The sequence below is a fragment of the Streptomyces sp. SD31 genome (assembly GCF_052068475.1).
Classification (GTDB): domain Bacteria; phylum Actinomycetota; class Actinomycetes; order Streptomycetales; family Streptomycetaceae; genus Streptomyces.
Map to the genome: position 1 here is coordinate 67,451 of NZ_JBQHCX010000012.1, position 17,795 is coordinate 85,245.

The 17,795-nt window shown below is 72.5% G+C and carries 15 protein-coding genes; 6 read left to right on the forward strand and 9 right to left on the reverse strand.

The genetic code is table 11. The annotated features are described in order from the left end of the window. Nucleotides 1–5: 5 nt before the first annotated feature. From ACTMVF_RS25365 to ACTMVF_RS25375, 3 genes are all read left to right on the forward strand, one after another. Nucleotides 6–2,369, forward strand: coding sequence for a PEP/pyruvate-binding domain-containing protein (locus ACTMVF_RS25365; RefSeq protein ID WP_441273413.1), 2,364 nt, complete (start codon nt 6–8; stop codon nt 2,367–2,369). After that, complete coding sequence (locus tag ACTMVF_RS25370; RefSeq protein WP_441273414.1) at nt 2,366–3,283, forward strand: hypothetical protein; 918 nt, start codon at nt 2,366–2,368, stop codon at nt 3,281–3,283. The genes ACTMVF_RS25365 and ACTMVF_RS25370 overlap by 4 nt, the downstream gene beginning before the upstream one ends. A gap of 125 nt (nt 3,284–3,408) precedes the next feature. After that, entirely contained in the window at nt 3,409–4,113 is a 705-nt protein-coding gene (locus tag ACTMVF_RS25375) for a fused DSP-PTPase phosphatase/NAD kinase-like protein (RefSeq protein ID WP_441273415.1), read from the forward strand. 96 nt (nt 4,114–4,209) lie between these two features. On the opposite strand, the gene ACTMVF_RS25380 is transcribed toward ACTMVF_RS25375, so the two are convergent. The 3 genes from ACTMVF_RS25380 to ACTMVF_RS25390 form a co-directional block, all read right to left on the reverse strand. Continuing rightward, entirely contained in the window at nt 4,210–4,998 is a 789-nt protein-coding gene (locus ACTMVF_RS25380; protein WP_441273416.1) for an SAM-dependent methyltransferase, read from the reverse strand. 130 nt (nt 4,999–5,128) lie between these two features. Then, nucleotides 5,129–5,383 (reverse strand): DUF397 domain-containing protein, encoded by a 255-nt coding sequence (locus ACTMVF_RS25385; RefSeq protein ID WP_403327012.1) that lies wholly within the window; start codon nt 5,381–5,383, stop codon nt 5,129–5,131. Continuing rightward, the gene (locus tag ACTMVF_RS25390) at nt 5,384–6,244 is read right to left on the reverse strand and encodes a helix-turn-helix domain-containing protein (protein WP_441273417.1); all 861 of its coding nucleotides are present in this window, start codon (nt 6,242–6,244) and stop codon (nt 5,384–5,386) included. A gap of 243 nt (nt 6,245–6,487) precedes the next feature. Here ACTMVF_RS25390 and ACTMVF_RS25395 point away from each other — a divergent pair, with 243 nt between their 5' ends. The 3 genes from ACTMVF_RS25395 (at nt 6,488) to ACTMVF_RS25405 (ending at nt 9,772) form a co-directional block, all read left to right on the forward strand. Further along, complete coding sequence (locus ACTMVF_RS25395; protein WP_441273418.1) at nt 6,488–7,123, forward strand: ATP-binding protein; 636 nt, start codon at nt 6,488–6,490, stop codon at nt 7,121–7,123. Next, nucleotides 7,114–7,548 carry a hypothetical protein gene (locus ACTMVF_RS25400; protein ID WP_441273419.1) on the forward strand — a complete coding sequence of 145 codons (435 nt, stop codon included), beginning with the start codon at nt 7,114–7,116 and terminating at the stop codon, nt 7,546–7,548. The genes ACTMVF_RS25395 and ACTMVF_RS25400 overlap by 10 nt, the downstream gene beginning before the upstream one ends. 280 nt (nt 7,549–7,828) lie before the next feature. After that, complete coding sequence (locus ACTMVF_RS25405) at nt 7,829–9,772, forward strand: ABC transporter ATP-binding protein (RefSeq protein ID WP_441273420.1); 1,944 nt, start codon at nt 7,829–7,831, stop codon at nt 9,770–9,772. A 50-nt stretch (nt 9,773–9,822) separates the two neighbouring features. Here the strand turns inward: ACTMVF_RS25405 and ACTMVF_RS25410 are convergent, their stop codons facing one another. From ACTMVF_RS25410 to ACTMVF_RS25435, 6 genes are all read right to left on the reverse strand, one after another. Next, a complete protein-coding gene (locus ACTMVF_RS25410) occupies nt 9,823–10,008 on the reverse strand; it encodes a hypothetical protein (RefSeq protein ID WP_274238163.1) in 186 nt (61 codons plus the stop codon). A 154-nt stretch (nt 10,009–10,162) separates the two neighbouring features. Next, nucleotides 10,163–10,852 carry a DUF899 domain-containing protein gene (locus ACTMVF_RS25415; protein WP_441273421.1) on the reverse strand — a complete coding sequence of 230 codons (690 nt, stop codon included), beginning with the start codon at nt 10,850–10,852 and terminating at the stop codon, nt 10,163–10,165. A 394-nt stretch (nt 10,853–11,246) separates the two neighbouring features. After that, a complete protein-coding gene (locus ACTMVF_RS25420) occupies nt 11,247–12,611 on the reverse strand; it encodes an amidohydrolase (RefSeq protein WP_441273422.1) in 1,365 nt (454 codons plus the stop codon). Between the two features lie 91 nt (nt 12,612–12,702). Then, nucleotides 12,703–14,658 (reverse strand): FUSC family protein, encoded by a 1,956-nt coding sequence (locus ACTMVF_RS25425; protein ID WP_441273423.1) that lies wholly within the window; start codon nt 14,656–14,658, stop codon nt 12,703–12,705. A gap of 245 nt (nt 14,659–14,903) precedes the next feature. Then, nucleotides 14,904–15,698, reverse strand: coding sequence for a nucleotidyltransferase domain-containing protein (locus ACTMVF_RS25430; protein ID WP_441273424.1), 795 nt, complete (start codon nt 15,696–15,698; stop codon nt 14,904–14,906). A gap of 84 nt (nt 15,699–15,782) precedes the next feature. Then, nucleotides 15,783–17,759 (reverse strand): TIR domain-containing protein, encoded by a 1,977-nt coding sequence (locus ACTMVF_RS25435; protein WP_441273425.1) that lies wholly within the window; start codon nt 17,757–17,759, stop codon nt 15,783–15,785. Between the last annotated feature and the right edge of the window lie 36 nt (nt 17,760–17,795).

Sequence of the window (17,795 nt, forward strand, 5' to 3'; positions counted from 1 at the left end):
GTTCGATGACGACGCTCGATGAACGTCACGGAGAAGGCGCGCGCGACGGGGATGAACTGCGGGGCGACGTCACGCCGGCCAAGATCGAGACGTACGGCCCAGCCGTCGTCCCGCTGGACCTGCCCGGCACCGGCACCGCGCTCCCCCGGCTGATGGGATCCAAGGCCGCGAACCTCGCCCGCGCGGCCCGCGCCGGACTGCCCGTGCTTCCCGGTTTCGTGATACCGCACCAGGCAGTGCGCGACACGGTCGCCCTGCGGCGCGCCTGGGACGCCCTCTCCGACGGCGGCGCCCGCCCGCTCGTCGTCCGGTCCTCCTCGCCCCAGGAGGACACCGAGGAGTCGTCCCTGGCGGGCCAGTTCACCTCGGTGCTCGACGTACGCGGCTGGCGGGACTTTCGTACGGCCGTACAGACCGTGCTCGACTCGGCGCACCGGTCCGACGGCTCCACGGCACCGATGGCGGTGCTGGTGCAGCCCATGCTCACGGCTCGGGTCGGCGGGGTGATGTTCGGTGCCGACCCGGTCGCGGGGCGGGCCGACAGACTGCTGGTCAGCGCGGTGCGCGGCGGACCGGACAGCCTGGTCAGCGGGGCGCGGGCGGGCACCGACTACTGGCTGAGCGGGCACGGACGGCTCCTGCGGACGGAGTCTTCGGAGGTCCCGACGGAGCCCTCCGGCTCATTGCTCACGCGCGTCGAGCTGTTCCGGCTGGCGCGGCTGGCGCGGCAGGTCCGTCGGGTCTTCGGCGGACCGCAGGACGTCGAGTTCGGGTTCGACGCGGACGGGCGGCTGTGGCTGTTCCAGAGTCGGCCGATCACCGCGATGACGGCGCGACCGGCGCGCGGTGCGCGACTGCTCGGGCCCGGCCCGGTGGCGGAGACGCTGCCGGAGCAGCTGACGCCGCTGGAGGAGGACCTGTGGGTGGCGCCGATGGCCCGTGGGCTCGCCGCCGCGCTCGACATCGGGGGCACCGCGCCGCGTCGGCTGCTGAACTCGGTGCCCGTGGTCACGACGGTCGCCGGTCGCGCCGCCGGCGATCTGCGGCTCCTCGGCGCCGTGCCACCCCGGCACCGGTGGCTCGCGCTGCTCAACCCGGCACCCGGAGCGCGCCGGCTCACCGCGGCCTGGCGAGTGGGTCGCCTCGCGTCCGCCCTGCCCGGCCTTGCCACCGACCTCGCCGCGGACGTCGACCGCCACCTCGCCGGGATCCCGTCGCCCACGCGGCTCTCCGGGTCGGCCCTGGCCGCGGAGCTCCGCTGGGCCCGCCGGGTCCTGGTCTCCCTGCACGCCCAGGAGGCCCTCGCGGGAGCCCTCCTCGACGAACCGCCCAAGAGCCGCACGGCGGCCGGCACGGCCCTGGCCGTCCTGGCCGAGGCCCGCGCCCTGGGCATCCCGGACGACCAGGTGATCGCCACGAACCCGGTGATCCTGGCCCTCACCGCCCCGAACCTGCGCGGACGGCGGCAACTGCCGGGCGCCACGGCGACGCCGTCACCGCCGACGAACGACTCCGGCCAGGCCGCTCCGCAGGCCACGGATACGCACCGAACGTGGGCGACAGTGATCGCCCAGGAACCGGCGCCGGACGCCGCCACACGGGTGCGGACCACCCACGCCGCACCCACCCCGAACGGCAGCCGCCCGCCCGCTCCGCGCCCGCCTTCCACGAGCGCGGCCTTCGCCATCTACGCCACCCCACACACCGGCATCACACGGGCCACCTCGCACGCGGAGGCCTTTCCGTCCCCTACGCCCGCAGACGCCACGCCCCCCCACCACTCCCTCACCCCCCTCCCACCCCGCGAAGCCCTCCGCCTCCGCATCCGCTGGGTGCAGGAACTGCAGGTGCGGCTCGTGCGCGAGGTGGCTCGCCGGCTGGGGATCGGCCTGGAGCGTGTCGGGCTGTTGCGGTGGGCGGAGCTGGCCGCCGTACTGGACGGCGGAGCCCTGCCCGGCGATCTCCACGCGCGCGTGCCGCAGGCCGACTCGCCGCCGTTGCCGGATGCCTTCCGGCTCGCGGACGGTCAGGTCGTCGTCGCCGAGCGGGGAGGCAGCCGGGGCGACGGCGTACGGGGCGTGTCCGCGGGGCGCGTCGTCGGCACCGTGTGGGACGGGACGGGTCCCCGGCCGAGGGACGCCGTGCTGGTCGTGCGCACCCTGGACCCCGCGCTCGCCCCGCTGCTGCCAGGCCTCACCGGCCTGGTCGCCCAGACCGGCAGCGCGTTGTCCCACCTGGCAGTCCTGGCAAGGGAGTTCGGACTCCCCGCGGTCGTCGGCGCCACCGACGCCGTACGCCGGTTCCCGCCCGGCTCCCGGCTGACCGTCGACGGCACGGCAGGTGACGTACGACTGGGGGACGCGTCATGAGGAAGATCGCGTACGTCTTCGGAGCGCTGGTCGCCGCCGGCGCGGGCACCTACCTCGTCGTCTACCTGTACCGCTGGCAGTGGCAGCGGGCGATGATCTGCGGCGTCCTGCTGCTGGTCGTCGAGGTGTTGCTGCTCGGCCTGGTGACACTGGGGCGGCTGAACCGGATCGAGGAGCGGCTGCGCGACACCGACCGGCGGCAGCGGGAGCTGGACGCCCGCCAGGAGGACATACTGACGCGGCTGCGCGAGCCGGCCGCGGCGCACGAGGAGACGCGGTTCCGGTGGCTGGAGGACCCCGCGGAGCGGACGTACGTCTTTGTGCCGGTCCTCATGGTCGCCGGTGTCCTGCTGTCCGGGCTCGCCTGGGTGGTGCAGCGGGTCGCGTCGGCCACGGCGAAGCCCGCCGAGCGGCGCCTGGCCGGGCGGCTGGCCGTGCTCGCCGCACCCGACCCGGCGGCCTCCGACGACCTGGAGGACCTGCCACCGCTGGGCGGCGGACCCTCCCGGGGCCGTACCGCCCGTCTCGCCACCGTCGCCCTCGTCTGCGCCGCCCTGCTCGCCGCCCTGGTCGTGGGGCTCGCCGACCTCACCCAGACCCGGAAGGAGGAGGCCAACGAGAACGAGGCGACCTCCGTGGTCGTCCAGATCGAGTTGCGGGGCGTGGACATGTCGCCCGACGGGAGGGCGCTGGCAGCACAGCAGATCTGGGAGAGCTGTCGGCACTCCACGGCCGCACCGCTGCTCCACGCCACGCTGGGTGACCTGGGGGACGGCACGTTCGCCGGGGTCATACGGCCCGCGCTCACCGACCACGACCTCATGCGGCTGCGCGGCTGCCTGGAGGACGCGACCCTGGACCGCGCGCATCTCACGGTGGTCGGCGTCGGCGACGCGGAGGCGGACGAGGGCTGAACGTGCCCGCCCGCACGAACATGACAACTGAGACTAATCGCACAAAACGGACGTATCGCACAGTTGATCACATACCGCAGGTTACGATTCCAAGGACCCTCGTCCCCTAGCCCTCCGGGTCGTCCATGGCTGTCCTTACCGCAACCCTGCCCTCCCCCGCTCTGCGCAAGCGCCCGCTGTCCCGGCGCGCGCTGCGGATCCTCCTCGGCCTCGTCATCGGTTACATCGCCCTGTGGGCCGCCGGCGCCGGCAGCATCCTGGGCCTGTCGTTCCTGGCCCGCGAGGAGACTCCGGCGCCTACCGGTACGCGGTCCGTGCAGGGCGTGAACCACTTCCAGCCGGTGGACACCGACGGCCGGCTGTGGCGCGGCTCCGCCCCCTCCCCGGCCGGTTACCGGGCGCTGGCGAGCATGGGCATCACCACCGTCGTCGACCTGCGCGCCGAGGACCTGAGCGCGGCTGAGCTGGCCGAACCGCGTGAGGCCGGGCTGAAGGCCGTGCGCATGCCGATCCGTGACGGGCAGACGCCGTCGCCCCAGCAGGTGCAGCGCTTCCTCGACGTCGTCTCGTCGGCGTCCGGCCCGGTGTTCGTCCACTGCGGCGCGGGTGTCGGCCGTACGGGCGCGATGGTCGCGGCGTACCTCGTGAAGACCGGTGAGGAGTCGCCGTCGCAGGCTGTCCGGCGCAACCTCGCGGTCGGCCCGCCCTCGATCGAGCAGATCTACTACGGGCTGAACCTCAGCCCGGCCAAGGTGGAGCAGCCCCCGCTGCCGGTGGTGGTCCTCAGCCGCCTGGTGGACGCTCCGCGGCGCATGATGTCGTACCTGTAAGGAGAGCGTCGTACCTGCAAGGAGAACTACGGCTCGCCCGTAGGGCGACCTGCAGCTTGCCCGTGGGGGGGAACTACGGCTTGCCCGTGGGGGGAACTACGGCTTGCGCCCCACCGCCCCGTACCCGGGGATGACCCCGTCATCCTGTCCGGGTACGGGCTCACCCAGTTCGGGGTGCCAGTGGTGCGGCACCTCGACGCCGGGCTCTACGAGTTCGAGGCCGGCGAAGAAGCGGGCGAACTCCTCACGGGAGCGCAGGGCCAGGGTGACGCCGGCCGCCTTGAGCTTCTCGGTCGCCGCTTTCGACTCCTCCGGAGTGAAGTCGGCGGTCGCGTGCGTCACCACCAGGTAGCTGCCGGAAGGGAGTTCGGCCAGCAGCCGGGACACCAGCTCGTGCGCGCCGTCCTCGTCGGAGACGAAGTGCAGCAGCGCGATGAGGGAAAGGGCCACCGGGCGGCTGAAGTCCAGGACCTTCTTCGCCCCCTCGACGATCGCCTCGGGGCTGCGCACATCGGCCTGCAGGTACTCGGTCGCGCCTTCGTCCGTGCCGCGCAGCAGGGCCGCCGCGTGGGCCAGCACGATGGGGTCGTTGTCGCAGTAGACGACGCGCGCGTCGGGGACGACCCTCTGGGCGACCTGATGGAGGTTCGGCTCGGTGGGGATACCGGTGCCGACGTCCAGGAACTGACGTACGCCGTGCTCGGCGAGCCAGCGTGTGGCCCGGTGCATGAAGGCGCGGTTGACCCGCGCCATCACCGGGACGCGCGGGTCGAGGGCGAGCATCTGCTTCCCCATGGCCTCGTCGACGGGGTAGTTGTCCTTGCCGCCGAGATACCAGTCGTACATCCGCGCGGGATGCGGCTTGCTGGTGTCGATCTCGATCATGAGGCGCTCCGTAGGACGCAATGAATTATCAACTGGGCACCCAGTAAAGGAAGTTGTACGAGAGACGGGCAAGTGACTCAGTGACTCAAGTGCCTCAAGGAGTGCAAGGAGTGCAAGGAGTGCAAGGAGCTCACGAGAGGAGGAAGTCCGCCTCCCCCGCCTTCGCCCCCTCGATGAACGCCGTCATCTCGTCCGTGGTGTAGATCAGCGCCGGCCCGTCCGGGTCGGTCGACTGACGGACGGCGATCCGACCGTCGGCGAGCTTCATCGCCTCCAGGCAGTTGCCGCCGTTGCCGCCGCTCCACGGCTTGTGCCAGCCCTCGGTGCCCAAGTCCCGCGCGGGCATGCCGTTGTAGACGTGTATGCGCGGCTTGATGCGATCCATTCACAGCTCCTTGCGGAGATCCCGGAGGATCCCCTTCGTGCGATGTGCCGTAGCGGCCTGCGCCGCCATGCGGTCCATGACCTCGAGATGGGTCGCCACCTCGGTGCGCGCGTCGAGGTAGACGGCGCCGGTCAGGTACTCGCTGTAGACCATGTCCGGCAGTTCTGACATGGCAAATCGGAACAGCACGAAGGGCCCGTACGTGCCGGGGTGCGGCCCGTTCGCGAACGGGGCCACCTGCAGCGTCACGTGGGGCAGCTTCGTGGCCTCGAGCAGCCGGTCGACCTGGGCACGCATCACCTCCGGGCCACCGACCCGGCGGCGCAGCACGGTTTCGTCCATCACGACCCACAGCCGGGGCGCGTCCTCACGGGTGAGCAGTTGCTGGCGTTGCATGCGCAAGGCGACATGGCGCTCGATGTCATCGGGGCTGGTCCGGCCGATGGCCCCCGACCTCAGCACCGCACGCGCGTAGTCCTCGGTCTGCAACAGGCCGGGCACGAAGTGGGGTTCGTACGACCGGATGAGGCTCGCCGCGCCCTCCAGGCTGACGTACATCGAGAACCAGCCCGGCAGGATGTCGTGGAACCGCTGCCACCAGCCGGGTTTGTTGGCCTCCTCGGCCAGTTGCACAAAGCCGTCGGCCTCTTCGTCGGAGATGCCGTAGGCCTTCAGGAGCAGTTGGAGGTACGGGATCTTGAGCGCGACCTCGGCCATCTCCATACGGCGGACCGTGGCGGGGGCGACGCGGAGGATGCGGGCGGCCTCCTCACGCTTGAGCCCGGCGCGTTCGCGCAGGTCCAGCAGGCGTCGGCCGAGGACGACCTGACCGACCGTCGGCGCGGACCGCGGCTCGCTCACGCTCCACCTCCACGAATGAGTCCCGACAGGCCGGCTGAGTCCCGACATGAATCCCGACAGGCCGACGGCGCCATTCGAAGACCTATTCGAAGATCGCCGGTGAGAACCGGCGGATCCTCGGCGATCCCAACTGGCGCCGCTCGACATGCTGTTGCGAGCAGTGTGCCACGGCCTTCCACCGCGTCACACAGCACTCTGCAATTTCCAGAGTGACACTTGCCAAGTGTTCACGGCGGGGCGATAGTGGCAAGCGTGATTCCGTCCCCACCCTTAGGAACAGACGCCGCTGCCCCCCACGGCTTCGGCGCCGCCACGGGAGTCGGCCCCCAGCGGGGCGCCGCTGCCCAGCGCCGGTTCCGCTTCGAACTGGCCGCGCATCCGGGTTCTCCCGCGCAGGCCAGACGCCTGACCCGGGCTCGGCTGAACGGCTGGGCGGTGTGCGAGGACACCTGCGACACGGCGGCTCTGGTCGTGTCCGAGCTGGTCACCAACGCGATCGTGCACACCGCGAGCGAGCACATCGTCTGTGAGCTGCGCGACGGTGCCGAGCTGGTGCGCATAGCCGTGCGCGACGAAGGGTGTGCGCCGGGTGAGCCGCATCCGTTGGCCGCGCGGCCCGAGGAGGAGCACGGGAGAGGACTGCTTCTCATCGACGCCCTCTGCCACGCGTGGGGGACCCGGGAGCAGGAGTCCGGGCTCGTCGTCTGGGCGGATCTGCCGCGCGCGGCCGGGTTCCGGGACGCCTTCCCCGTGGACCCCGGGCCGTACAACGACCTCGGGTGGGGGTCCCGGCCCAAGCCGGGTCCGTCCGGGGGTTCGGGCGACGAGGACGAGGCGCAGGCGCGGCACGGCGGGGGACCGGGGCCCGCATGGCTGTGAGCGGCGCGTCCGGCGGCGGTCAGGTGCTGAGCCTGGACTCGCTGGTTCGGCTCCGCCGCGGCCTGCGTTCCGCTGCGGCTCCTCGGCGGCTGCTCGTTCCCGACGGGATGACGGCACCCCTGGGCTGCGACGCGGTGGCGGTGCCCGCCCGCTTCGGGCCTCTGGTCCTGGCTCGGCTGCCTCGTGTGGGGTGCGTGTACGCCGACGAGACGCACTGGTGGTGGATCGTGCCGGCCGACTCCGACTATGCGCTGGAGTGGCCGGCGGTGGTGCGGTACACGACGGGGGCGGTGGTGCCGGATACGCCTCGGCTGATTCATCGGCCGGACGGGACGGTTCCTTATACGCCGCCGATTCCGTTGTATTTGGTGTTGTGCCGGGTGACAGGGACGACGCCTGCGTGGTCTCGGCACATCAGCGCGTGAGGCTCCGCCGGTGGGGCGGTTTTCTCTCGCCCCGCCGCCCCTACCCGTCCCATCCTGAAGGGGCTCCGCCCCTGCGACCCGCTGAGGGCTGCCGCCCCTAGACCCCCGCTTCGGCCCTGAATGGGCCTCGTCCTCAAACTCCCCCAAGGGGGCACCTCAGACGGGCTGAAAGGGCGTACGCCCGCGCGTACCCCTCATCCCCCACTCGCGCTCTCCCCCCCAGCCCGCCCGCCCCGCCATAGTGGCCCTCCGTCAGAGGGCGGTCGGGGGAGGGGCTGGGGTGGGGAAGAAGCGCGGTGCTGGTGCAGCTGAGGTGTCCGAGTCGGAGCGGCTGCTCTTCGGGGGGCCTCTGCGGTACGACATGGGGTGGAATCAGCATCGGGACGCCTTTCTGGAGCTGAGCTTCCGGGCCATGGTGACGCGGCTGCCGTCGCTGTTGGCGTCGAGTTTCCGGCTCGCCTGGCAGGCCGATCGGCGGGCCGCGCGGACCGTGCTGGTGGCCGAGGTGGTGCGGGGGCTGGCTCAGGCGGTCGGGCTGCTTGCCGTGAACAGTGTGCTGGGGCGGCTGATCGGGGGCGGGGCGCTGGAGGAGCGGTTACGGGGTGCCGTTCCCGCGCTCGTCGCCATGGCCGTCGTGATGGTGGTCTCCACGTTGCTGCGGGCCGCTTCGACGTACGCCACCGGGCGGCTCGAGCCCAAGGTCGAGCGGGTGGCGACCGAGCTGTATCTGGAGCGGGCGGCGGCCGTGGAGCTGGCCGCGATCGAGGACCACGCCTTCCACAAGCTCCTGGACACCGCGCAGTACGGCGCCGCCTCCGCCCGCCGCATGATCTCGTACAGCACACGGGTCGTGAACGCGGGCATCTCGCTGATCGCCGCGGCCGGCGTGCTCACCGTGCTGCACCCCGCCCTGCTCCCCCTCCTCGCCACCATGACGCTGCCCAGCGCGTGGAGCGCCCTGACCAACGCGCGGCGCCGTTACGAGTCCTTCCACACCTGGGTGCAGCACTCCCGGGCCGGCCATCTGATCAGCGGGCTGCTCACCGAGCCCGCTGCCGCGCCCGAGATCCGTGTTCATGGTGTGGGGCCCTTCCTGCTGCGCCACTACCGGGCGATGTCGGAGACGGCGGAGGCGGAGCAGGCGCGGCTGGCCCGGCTGGCGGCGCGTACGGGGCTCATCGCGGCGGCGTGGACGGGGCTCGCGACCGTCGCGACGTACGCCACGCTGGGCGGACTGCTGCTCGCCGGCGCGATGGCGCTCTCCGTGGCGGGTACGGCCGTCATCGCGATCCGCACCGGCTCTTCGAGCCTCGACACCCTCGTCCTGGAGGTCAACGCCCTCCACGAGGAGGCCCTCTTCGTGGGCGACCTTCAGCGGCTGTACGTCGAGGCGGCCGAACGGGCGATTCCGGTCGGTGGGGCCGCCCTGCCCGAGGACCCACAGGAGGTCCGCTTCGAGAACGTCAGCTTCTCCTACCCCGGCGAATCCGCGCGCCCCGCCCTCGACGACGTCACGCTCACCCTCCCCCTCGGCCGGATCGTCGCCCTGGTCGGCGAGAACGGCTCCGGGAAGACCACTCTGGTGAAGCTGCTGGCGGGTCTCTACACCCCGGACCGGGGCCGCATCCTCTGGGACGGCGTCGACGCGGCCACCGCCGACCGGCACCAACTCGCCGAGCGCATCGCGATGGTGGCCCAGGACTTCAAGCGCTGGCCGTTCACCGCGCGGGTCAATGTGGCCGTGGGCCGCTCCTCCGCGCCCCTCACCGAGGAACGTCTGGCCGCCTCGCTCGCCGAAGCCGGCGCCGAGGACGTGGTGGCCGATCTGCCGCGCGGCCTGGACACCCTGCTGGCCCGGCACTTCAGCGGCGGGCACGAGCTGTCCGGCGGCCAGTGGCAGCGGCTGGGGATCGCGCGGGCCGCCTACCGGCGCGGCCACATCCTGATCGTGGACGAGCCGACCGCGGCCCTGGACGCACGGGCCGAGCTGGAGGTCTTCGAGAAGATCCGCGCGCTGGCCTCCGCCGGGCAGACGGTCGTCCTCATCACCCACCGGCTGGCATCCGTACGCCACGCCGATCTGGTGCATGTCCTCGACCAGGGGCGGCTCGTGGAGTCCGGCACGCCCGACGAACTGCTGGCCACCGGCGGTGTCTACGCCGAGCTGTACTCGCTCCAAGCGGAGCAGTTCACGACCCGGGTGCCCGCCCCGAAGGCCGGCTGATCAGCACGAGGACCCGACGGGGAGCGTGCCGGCCCGCCCCCGCCCTCATGTCACGCGGCGGCGTCAGCCGCGAGGTCACCGCGGACGATCACCAGGAACGCGTCCGTCGCGAGGTCCATGACGACCTCGGCGTCCAGACCCTCCATGCGCCGCGCGTGTGCGAACTCCTCCGCCGGCCACGACCCTCGCGGCCCGCCCGCGGGAAAGCGTTCGAGCACTGTTCGCCCGTTCACCATCCTGCACCTCCAGAAAGCGTCGTACTTGTAGGAGTTAACGCCTGCCGGAGGTGAAACGCCTCGCCCAGTGACGGGACTGAGACGTAGTTGACACTCGTTCACCGCGATGCGTGAGCGCCCGCTCACTCTCGATGATCCACCACTACGCCCCGTGTCACTCGTCGTACTCATCGTGATAACGGACGCGCTCACTACCCGCAGGCGCCCCAAGAGCCGACGCGCGCCCCTTGGGCTCCTCCCACTCCTCCTGCCGGCCCAGTGCGGTGAGGTCCAGGAAGCCGGTGGTCGAGCCCAGCCCGTCGAGGCCGCGCTCATACGTCGAGTAGGTGTGGAAGACGCTGTCCCGGTCCCGCAGGAAGCAGCTGACACCGGGCCGTTCCACCAGCTCGCCCTCGTGCTCCAGGGTCACCTCGAAGTCGTGGTTGAAGTCGCTGCCGTACGACGAGTACCAGGGCACCGTCCAGCCCATGCGCGCCTTGAACGGCAGGATCTTCGTGTACGGCGCCCTGGAGACGGCGACAAGGGTCGTCCCACGCGCCTTGAGGTGCGCCAGATGCCCGATCTGGTCGAGGAACCCAGAGCAGCTGCGGCAGCCGGCGTCCCATTCGGGGGCGAACATGAAGTGGTAGACGACGAGTTGCTGCCGCCCCTCGAACAGGTCGAGCAGGGTGGCCTTGCCGTCGCCGCCCTCGAAGACGTACTCCTCCTCGACCTCGACCATGGGCAGCCTGCGCCGCTCGGCGTTGAGCGCGTCACGCGCGCGCGTGGCGGCCTTCTCCTTGACCAGCAGTTCCTCGCGTGCCGCGCGCCACTGCTCGCGCGAGACGATCTCCGGAAGCGACATGGGGCACCCCTCCTGTGCAACGGTCCGTTCTGAGTGGTGACCGGGACGAGGGGCCGAACTCATCGCGGGAACCGGGGGATTTCAGGAGATCTCTTCGGAGTACGCCACCGGTGGCGCGAGCGGGCCACGCGCGCGGGGAGCGACGCCGGAGGTCCTCGTTTGCGAGGCCGCGCCGGGGAGATCAGGGGCTGCCCGACTGCGTCACGCCTTGGGCGAGCCGGCCGACCACGTCCAGGACTCCCTGTCCGAAGGCGGTCGGAGCGACCAGGATGCCGAACACCAACACGATGGCTACGGTGGTACGTTTCCGGCTTTCATGTGTAGCGTGAAACCACCCTGGGAGGCCGATCAACTACCGGCAGTTGGCGCCAAAACGCTTCTGTGAGGCCGGTTTTCAGGTGTTGTAATCCTGGATCCGCTCGCCATGGCTCCGGTCGAGAAGTGCGGGCATGCGCTCCCCCAACTCCCTTACGACGGCGGGCACATCGAGGGTGAGCAGTTCACGGTCCCGCATCAGAAACCGTCCGTCGACGATGGTCGTGCGGACGTCGGAGGAGCGGGCGCTGTGCACCAGGGTGGCGGCGAGGTCGTGGACGGGCTGGGTGTGCGGGCCGGTGAGGTCGACCAGGATGATGTCGGCGCGCCGGCCGGGTGCGATGCTGCCGACCACGTCACCGAGTCCGACGGCGCGGGCGCTCTGCAGGGTGGCGTGGTGCAGCGCCTGACGGGACGTCAGCCAGCGTGGATCGCCGGTGGCCGACTTCTGGATGAGGGCGGTGAGGGCCATCGACTCCCATACGTCGAGGGAGTTGTTGGAGGCGGCGCCGTCGGTGGCGAGGCCGACGGGGATGCCGATGTCGTGCAGGGCGCGTACGGGTGTGGTGGTGGGCCAGGCGAACTTCAGGTAGCCGCGAGGGGCGCTGGCGACGGCCGTACGCCCGCGGGCGTCGCGCAGGACCGGCAGGTCGCGGTCGAGGATGCCGGTGCCGTGGGCGATGAGGACGTCGACGTCGAGGATTCCGGTGCGCTTCAGGACCTCGATGGGGGTGACGCCATGGCGGGCGAGGCTGGTCTCGGCCTGGTCCCGGTTCTCGGAGGCGTGGAGGTGGACGGGGAGGCCGTGGTCGCGGGCGAGTTCGGCGGTGGCGGCCAGGTCGGCGTCGTCGACGGTGTAGGGGGCGTGCGGGGCGAGGGCGGTGGTGATACGGCCGTCGGCGCCGCCGCGCTGCCGTAGCGCGAACTCCGCCGATTTCTCCCGCCCTTGAGGCCCCTGGGAGGAGAAGAAGGCCTCGCCGAGGTGGGCCCGCATCCCGCACTCGGCGACGACTCCGGCCACGACGTCCATCGCGAAGTAGTGGTCGGCGAAGCAGGTGACGCCGCCCCGGATCATCTCGGCGCAGGCGAGCCGCGCCCCCAACTCCACGTCCCTCTCGGTGAGGTTGGACTCGACGGGCCAGACGACGTCGTTGAACCACTCCTCGGTGGGCAGGTCCTCGGCGACTCCGCGCAGGGCGACCATCGGGGCGTGGGTGTGGCAGTTGACGAGGCCGGGGAGGGCGACTTGACCGGGCGCGTCCAAGCGCTCGACGGCGGGTCGGTCGCGCACGGCGTCGGCAGTCGTGACGGCCTCGACGACCCCGCCCCGTACGACGATCGCGGCATTCTCCTCGAACCCGATCCGCTCTTGGTCGTCGTGCACGAGGACGGTGCATCCGGTGATGATGAGGTCGGCGGGAGCTTCTGCGGGAGAAGGCGTCATCACGCCAACGTACGACGCGGTCGCGGGGGCACGTGAGGTGAACCGCGCATCGGGGAGCAACCCGGTCCGCGTGCGGGCCACCGCGCCGACGTCAGCCGGCGAGCGGCACGTCGGGGGCCTCGGGGCCGCGTAGGCCGACCCGGTCGCGCTCCCGCGCGAGCTCATCGAGCAACTCGGCGAGGTGGGCGGTGTGCCAGGACGTGAGCCGGCCCGAGTCGTCGAGGTGCACGGCGCACGCGGTGGTCGTGTCCACGAGCTGTTCGAGGGTGGCGACGACGTCGTCCGCGCCCTCAGTGTGCCGGGCGAGGGCGGGGAGTTCCGCGGCGGCGAGCGCGATGGCGGTGCGGGCCTCGGCGAGCGTGCGGTAGGCCTCGCGGCGAAGCGTCCAGCGCAGGGCACGGTCGCCGGAACGGGCGGGTTCACGGCCGTCGGACGGGAGCGGGGTACGGGCGTCGGAGTCGCGCAGTGCCTGGGCGTCGGACTCCCGCAACACATGCGTGAGGTAGGCATGCGCGGCCCGGTTGGCCGCGGTGAGCCGTGCCCGTACTCCCCCACCCCGCTGCCCCGGCATCGGCAGATGCCCCACGACGAGGACGATCGCACAGGCCAGCAGAGTCTCCCCGATCCGGCTCGCGGAGGCCTGCGGCTCGCCGCCCACCATCACCAGGGCGAGGACGAGGACGGTCACGACGGCGGTCTGGGCGGCGAAGTGCCGAGTGGCCACGGGAATGAGGGCGCCACTGAGAGCCACGAGCGCGATGAGCCCTTCCGGCCGGGGCAGCACGGCCGCGAACCCGGCGAAGAGGAGGGCACCCAGCACCGTGCCGGCGGCCCGGCACAGCACCCGGGACGCGAGCGGCCCGAGATCGGGCTTGACGAGGAAGACGGCGGTGGCCGGGAGCCAGTACCAGTGCTCGTGCTGCCCGTACCACTGGGCGTGGTGCAGGGCCTGGGCGATGGCGGCGCTGGCCCCGAAGCAGAGGGCGACGCGCAGTCCGTACTCCCGCCCGCCGGCCCCGAACACGGCACGGACCAGGTCCTTGGGCGTACGACGCCGGGTGTGCAGGTCGCGGTTGCCCTTGCCCCGGTCGAAGGCCTCGGCGGCGTGCAGCAGGGCGTCGTCGAGGGCGCGCAGCGCGGGCGCGGACCGGGAGGGAGCGGGCAGGGGGCCGGTGTGCGTGTTGCCGCGTACGGCGGCGGCGAGGCGTCGGGGGCCTTCGGAGGCCCGGGCGGGCACGGGTTCCCCGGCCCAGGCGAGCGCGGTGGCGGCCTCGGCGAGGGGAAGGGCCGCCGCGTACTGCGCGTGCAACCGCCGCTCGGTGGACGAGGAGGCGTACCGCCGCAGCCGGGGCCCCGCGAGGGCGTCCTGCGCGTGATCGAGGGCGGCGGTGAGCGCCACGCGCCGGGCGGTGGCCTGCTCGGTGCCCGCGGCGTCGAGGAGTCCACCGACGGCGTCGTACACGGCGGCGACGGCGTCCCGCTCCCCGTCGAACCGGAAGTCGCCGGCGAGGGAACCGGGCGTGGGCAGCACCAGCCGCAACGCGAGCAGCCATACGGCACCGGCGAGATAGGCGAGCGCCCGCTGCCACCCGGCCTCCGGCAACGGCATCCCGGCCCCGATGGCGGAGGCGACGAGCAATTGCGTGCCGGCGCCGGAGGCGACGGGCCCGACCGCGCTGATGCCGCCGGCGAAGAGCCCGAGGCCGGTGAGGAGGAGGGTGAGCGGGACGGCTCCGACATGGTCCCCGGCGTACGTCCCGACGAACAGCCCGGCCGCCCCTGCCAGCGCGGGCACCCCGAGGCGCTTGACGGAGGCGCGGCGACTGCCGGGGCGGTCGTTGATGCCGGCGAGCATGGCCGCGATCGCGGCTACGACGCCGAGGGAGACGCGGTCGGCGAGGACCGCGGCGAGCAGCAGGGGGCCGGCGGCCAACGCCCCTCGCGTGACCGCACTCCAGGGAACGGGTCCGCGCTGGGTGCGCAGGGTGTGGGCGAGCCAGGGCGGCAGGGTGAGGGCCGGGACTGCGGGGCGTGCGGGGCGGGACACGTGGCTCCTGTCGTCTCGTCGAGGGCGGGGGTGAGCCTTCGGGCGACGGTGGCCGGGCTTGGGGCTGTGGTGTCCACGGTAGGGCGGGTTCTTGGAGGCGATGGGACGCGGGTGTTTCGGGGATGTGACGATACGTGGAAACGCCACGTTCTTTATGAACGCAACTGTGGGAGCCCGCGTGGAGAAGGGCGGGGTGTCAGTCCGGGACGGCGAAGCCGAGGACGCGGGAAGCGTACGCGGTGCCCTCAGCCCATGGCCCGCTCGAACAGCGCCTCCGCTTCCGCGACGGCTCCGCCCAACTGGTCAGGACGCGCACCCACCGACGCGATGACGCCGTCAACGCCCCGCAGCCCCGCCCGCTCCAGCAACCGCTTCTCATTCGTCACCCACTCCCCCCTCCCCGCCAGCACCGCATGCCCCATCTGCACGGCAGCCGTGGCGATCGCCCCCGCGACCTCGGTGAGGCGGCCCGCCGGGGCATGGTTGGCCTGCGCGTACCCGAGGGTGGCCCGGGCGGTGTCGTACCAACGCTCGCTCGCCGTGCGACGCAGCTTCTGCGGATAGCCGGCCGGGCGCGGCAGCGCACCCCGCAGCACCTGGTTGATCGCCAGCTCCGCGACGACCAAGTAGCTGGGAATCCCCGCGAGATGGAACAGCAACGGCTCCACCCGGAACCGTCCCTCCTCCGCCTCCGCCAACTCCCGCTCCACGACGTCGAGATCGCGGTAATGGACGTCGACGCGCCGCCCGGCGATCGTCAGCCACGCACCCCCGTTGAAGACACCACCGCCCCAGCCGCCGACCTCGGAGACCTCGCCCTCCCAGCCGACCGCGCGCAGGTCCGCGGGATCGAAGGCGCCCCGGTAGTAGATCGCCAGGTCCCAGTCGCTGTCGGGCGTGTGGGTGCCCTGGGCCCGCGAGCCGCCGAGGGCGACGGCCCGGACGGCGGGGAGGGCGGCGAGGCGGTCGGCGGTGGCGTCGAGGAAGGCGGCGTCGGAGGCAGGGTCGGGGAGGGATGCGGGGCCAGGGAGGGAGGGCATACGCGCAGCGTACGTAGGCCTGCCACCGCGTCTCCAGGCAATTGCGCCCTGCCACCACGCCTCACGCCATCACGCCCGGCGGCCTCACCCCGTGGCCGCCACCCCGAAGTCCGCCCCGGAGATGCCGCCCAGCCCCTCCGCGATCCGCACCAACGGCTCCCGCAGGGCGGCCAGTTCGGCCCGCATCGCCTCCGCCTGCGGCCACGCCGCCTCGTGATCGAGCGGGGCCGTGCCCGTCGGGCAGCGGGCCTCGTAGGCGGCGAGGCGTGGGTGCCAGGTGCTGGTGAAGGGGCGAATCGTCTCGTTGATCAGGGCGTACGCGAGGCTCTGGACCGTCGGCGCACCGGTTTCCGAGCCGCGCTCCAGGCTCACGCTGTACGTGTGCAGCGTCGCGCGCGTGAAGTCGATCAGCGACTTCAGGGAGGTGAGCGCCTCCCGCAGGCTCCCCGTCCCCGGTGCCAGCTCCTGCACCCCGATCCGGGTGACCAGCTCGACCTGGATGTCGTAGGCGGCCATCCGTTCCGACTCGCTGGGCGCTGCCATGGGTGCCTCCCTCCGGGTACCGGGGAAGGCCAGCGTAACCGGGTCACGGGGGTCGCGGCGGCCGTACAGGGCGCGCAGGGCGGCGTGGCGGAGGGCCTCCGTGCGGGCGGGGGCCGGGTCGTGGTGGTGCCAGGCGTGCTGGGTCACGGGGTGCAGGGACCAGCGTTCGTCGGCCGCGGGGGTCAGCAGGCTGCGGGCGCGCAGCTCGCGGACGCCGTTGGCCGCGCGGCGGCGGGCGACGATCCGGGGGACGCCGTCGGCGGCGGCGAGGACGTGTGCCGCGTCGTCGGTGGTGAGGGGCAGCGGGTGGAGGGCGGCGGCGCAGCGCAGGACGTCGGCGGCGTCCGTCGTGTCCACGTCGCGTACGACGGCGCCCGTGACGTCCTCGTCGGCGAGGGCGTCGAGGAGGGACCGGCCCCGGGCGTGCAACCGGTCGTACAGCGCGGCCGGGTGGTGGCCGGCGCGGACGGCACGGCCCAGCAGGCCCAGCGCGAGCGGATGGCCGTCGACCGCGTCGGCGAGTGCCTCGTCACCGCCGGCCAGCACGCGCGCGTGGGGAGCGTCGAGCGGTCCCAGGTCGACCGGGGTGCCGAGGGTGTCGTAGGCGCGGCTGCGCAGGGTGAACAGGGTGTGGCCGAGGGGGTGGGGTGCCGCCATCGCCGCGATGGCGCGGACGGGGAGCCGGTCGGCGGGGGCGGCGTCGACGATCCACAGGAACGGTTCGCCGATGGCGTCGAAGTAGGCGAAGAGGCCACCTGGCCCGGCGATACCTGTCCCGCCGACACCCGTCCCGCCGACACCTGCGCCTGCGTCGCCGAGGGCGCGCACGGAATCCTCGTACGCCTCCCCGTCCACCCAGCACACGCCGCCGGGGTAGGCCGCCTCGAAGCGCAGGGCGTACTCCTGGGCCAGCAGGGTCTTGCCGATGCCCGCCATGCCGCGGATCTGCACGGCGTGTGCGGCGGCGCGGCCGGTGACGAGGGGTGCCGTGTGGGCGTGCAGGGCGGAGTGCACCTGCCAGAGCTCCGAGAGGCGGCCCAGGAAGTCGGGGCGTGGCCGAGGGGTGCCCAGCAGCCAGTGCCGTACGCCGGGTTCCGCGATCGTCATCGGGCCGTCGAGGCGGGTCACGTGCGCGCGTACGTCGGCCACGAGGGCGGGGAGGTCGTCGGGCGCGGCGTGTCTGGCGTCACGCAGTTCCACGGGCTGGATGTGATGCGCCGTCCGCTCCGGGTTGACCACCATGACCCGGCGCCGCGGATCGCCCTCCCAAAGTCCCGCCAGATAGGCGGTGGTCAGCTCCCACTGGCAGGCCTCGCGCTCCGGGTAGCCGGTGGAGTAGAAGGCCAGCAGCGCCTTGGAACGGCCCAGTTCGCGCCGGATGGTGGCACTGATGCCGGCGAAGGACTCGACGCCGGTCTCGTCCGTGAACACCTCGAGCCCGCCGTCGCGCAGCGCCCGCGCGAGCGGACGGACCCGCTCCACGTCACCGCGGCTGTAGCTGAGGAAGACGTCCCACACGGCGACTTACCCTACTGTGGGTACCGGGGAGGGCGA

Bases quoted from the DNA above. Each gene is read 5' to 3' on its own strand.
- ACTMVF_RS25365 (WP_441273413.1), top strand. From the start codon at position 6: ATGACGACGCTCGATGAACGTCACGGAGAAGGCGCGCGCGACGGGGAT.
- ACTMVF_RS25370 (WP_441273414.1), top strand. From the start codon at position 2,366: ATGAGGAAGATCGCGTACGTCTTCGGAGCGCTGGTCGCCGCCGGCGCG.
- ACTMVF_RS25375 (WP_441273415.1), top strand. From the start codon at position 3,409: ATGGCTGTCCTTACCGCAACCCTGCCCTCCCCCGCTCTGCGCAAGCGC.
- ACTMVF_RS25380 (WP_441273416.1), bottom strand. From the start codon at position 4,998: ATGATCGAGATCGACACCAGCAAGCCGCATCCCGCGCGGATGTACGAC.
- ACTMVF_RS25385 (WP_403327012.1), bottom strand. From the start codon at position 5,383: ATGGATCGCATCAAGCCGCGCATACACGTCTACAACGGCATGCCCGCG.
- ACTMVF_RS25400 (WP_441273419.1), top strand. From the start codon at position 7,114: ATGGCTGTGAGCGGCGCGTCCGGCGGCGGTCAGGTGCTGAGCCTGGAC.
- ACTMVF_RS25410 (WP_274238163.1), bottom strand. From the start codon at position 10,008: ATGGTGAACGGGCGAACAGTGCTCGAACGCTTTCCCGCGGGCGGGCCG.
- ACTMVF_RS25415 (WP_441273421.1), bottom strand. From the start codon at position 10,852: ATGTCGCTTCCGGAGATCGTCTCGCGCGAGCAGTGGCGCGCGGCACGC.
- ACTMVF_RS25420 (WP_441273422.1), bottom strand. From the start codon at position 12,611: ATGACGCCTTCTCCCGCAGAAGCTCCCGCCGACCTCATCATCACCGGA.
- ACTMVF_RS25430 (WP_441273424.1), bottom strand. From the start codon at position 15,698: ATGCCCTCCCTCCCTGGCCCCGCATCCCTCCCCGACCCTGCCTCCGAC.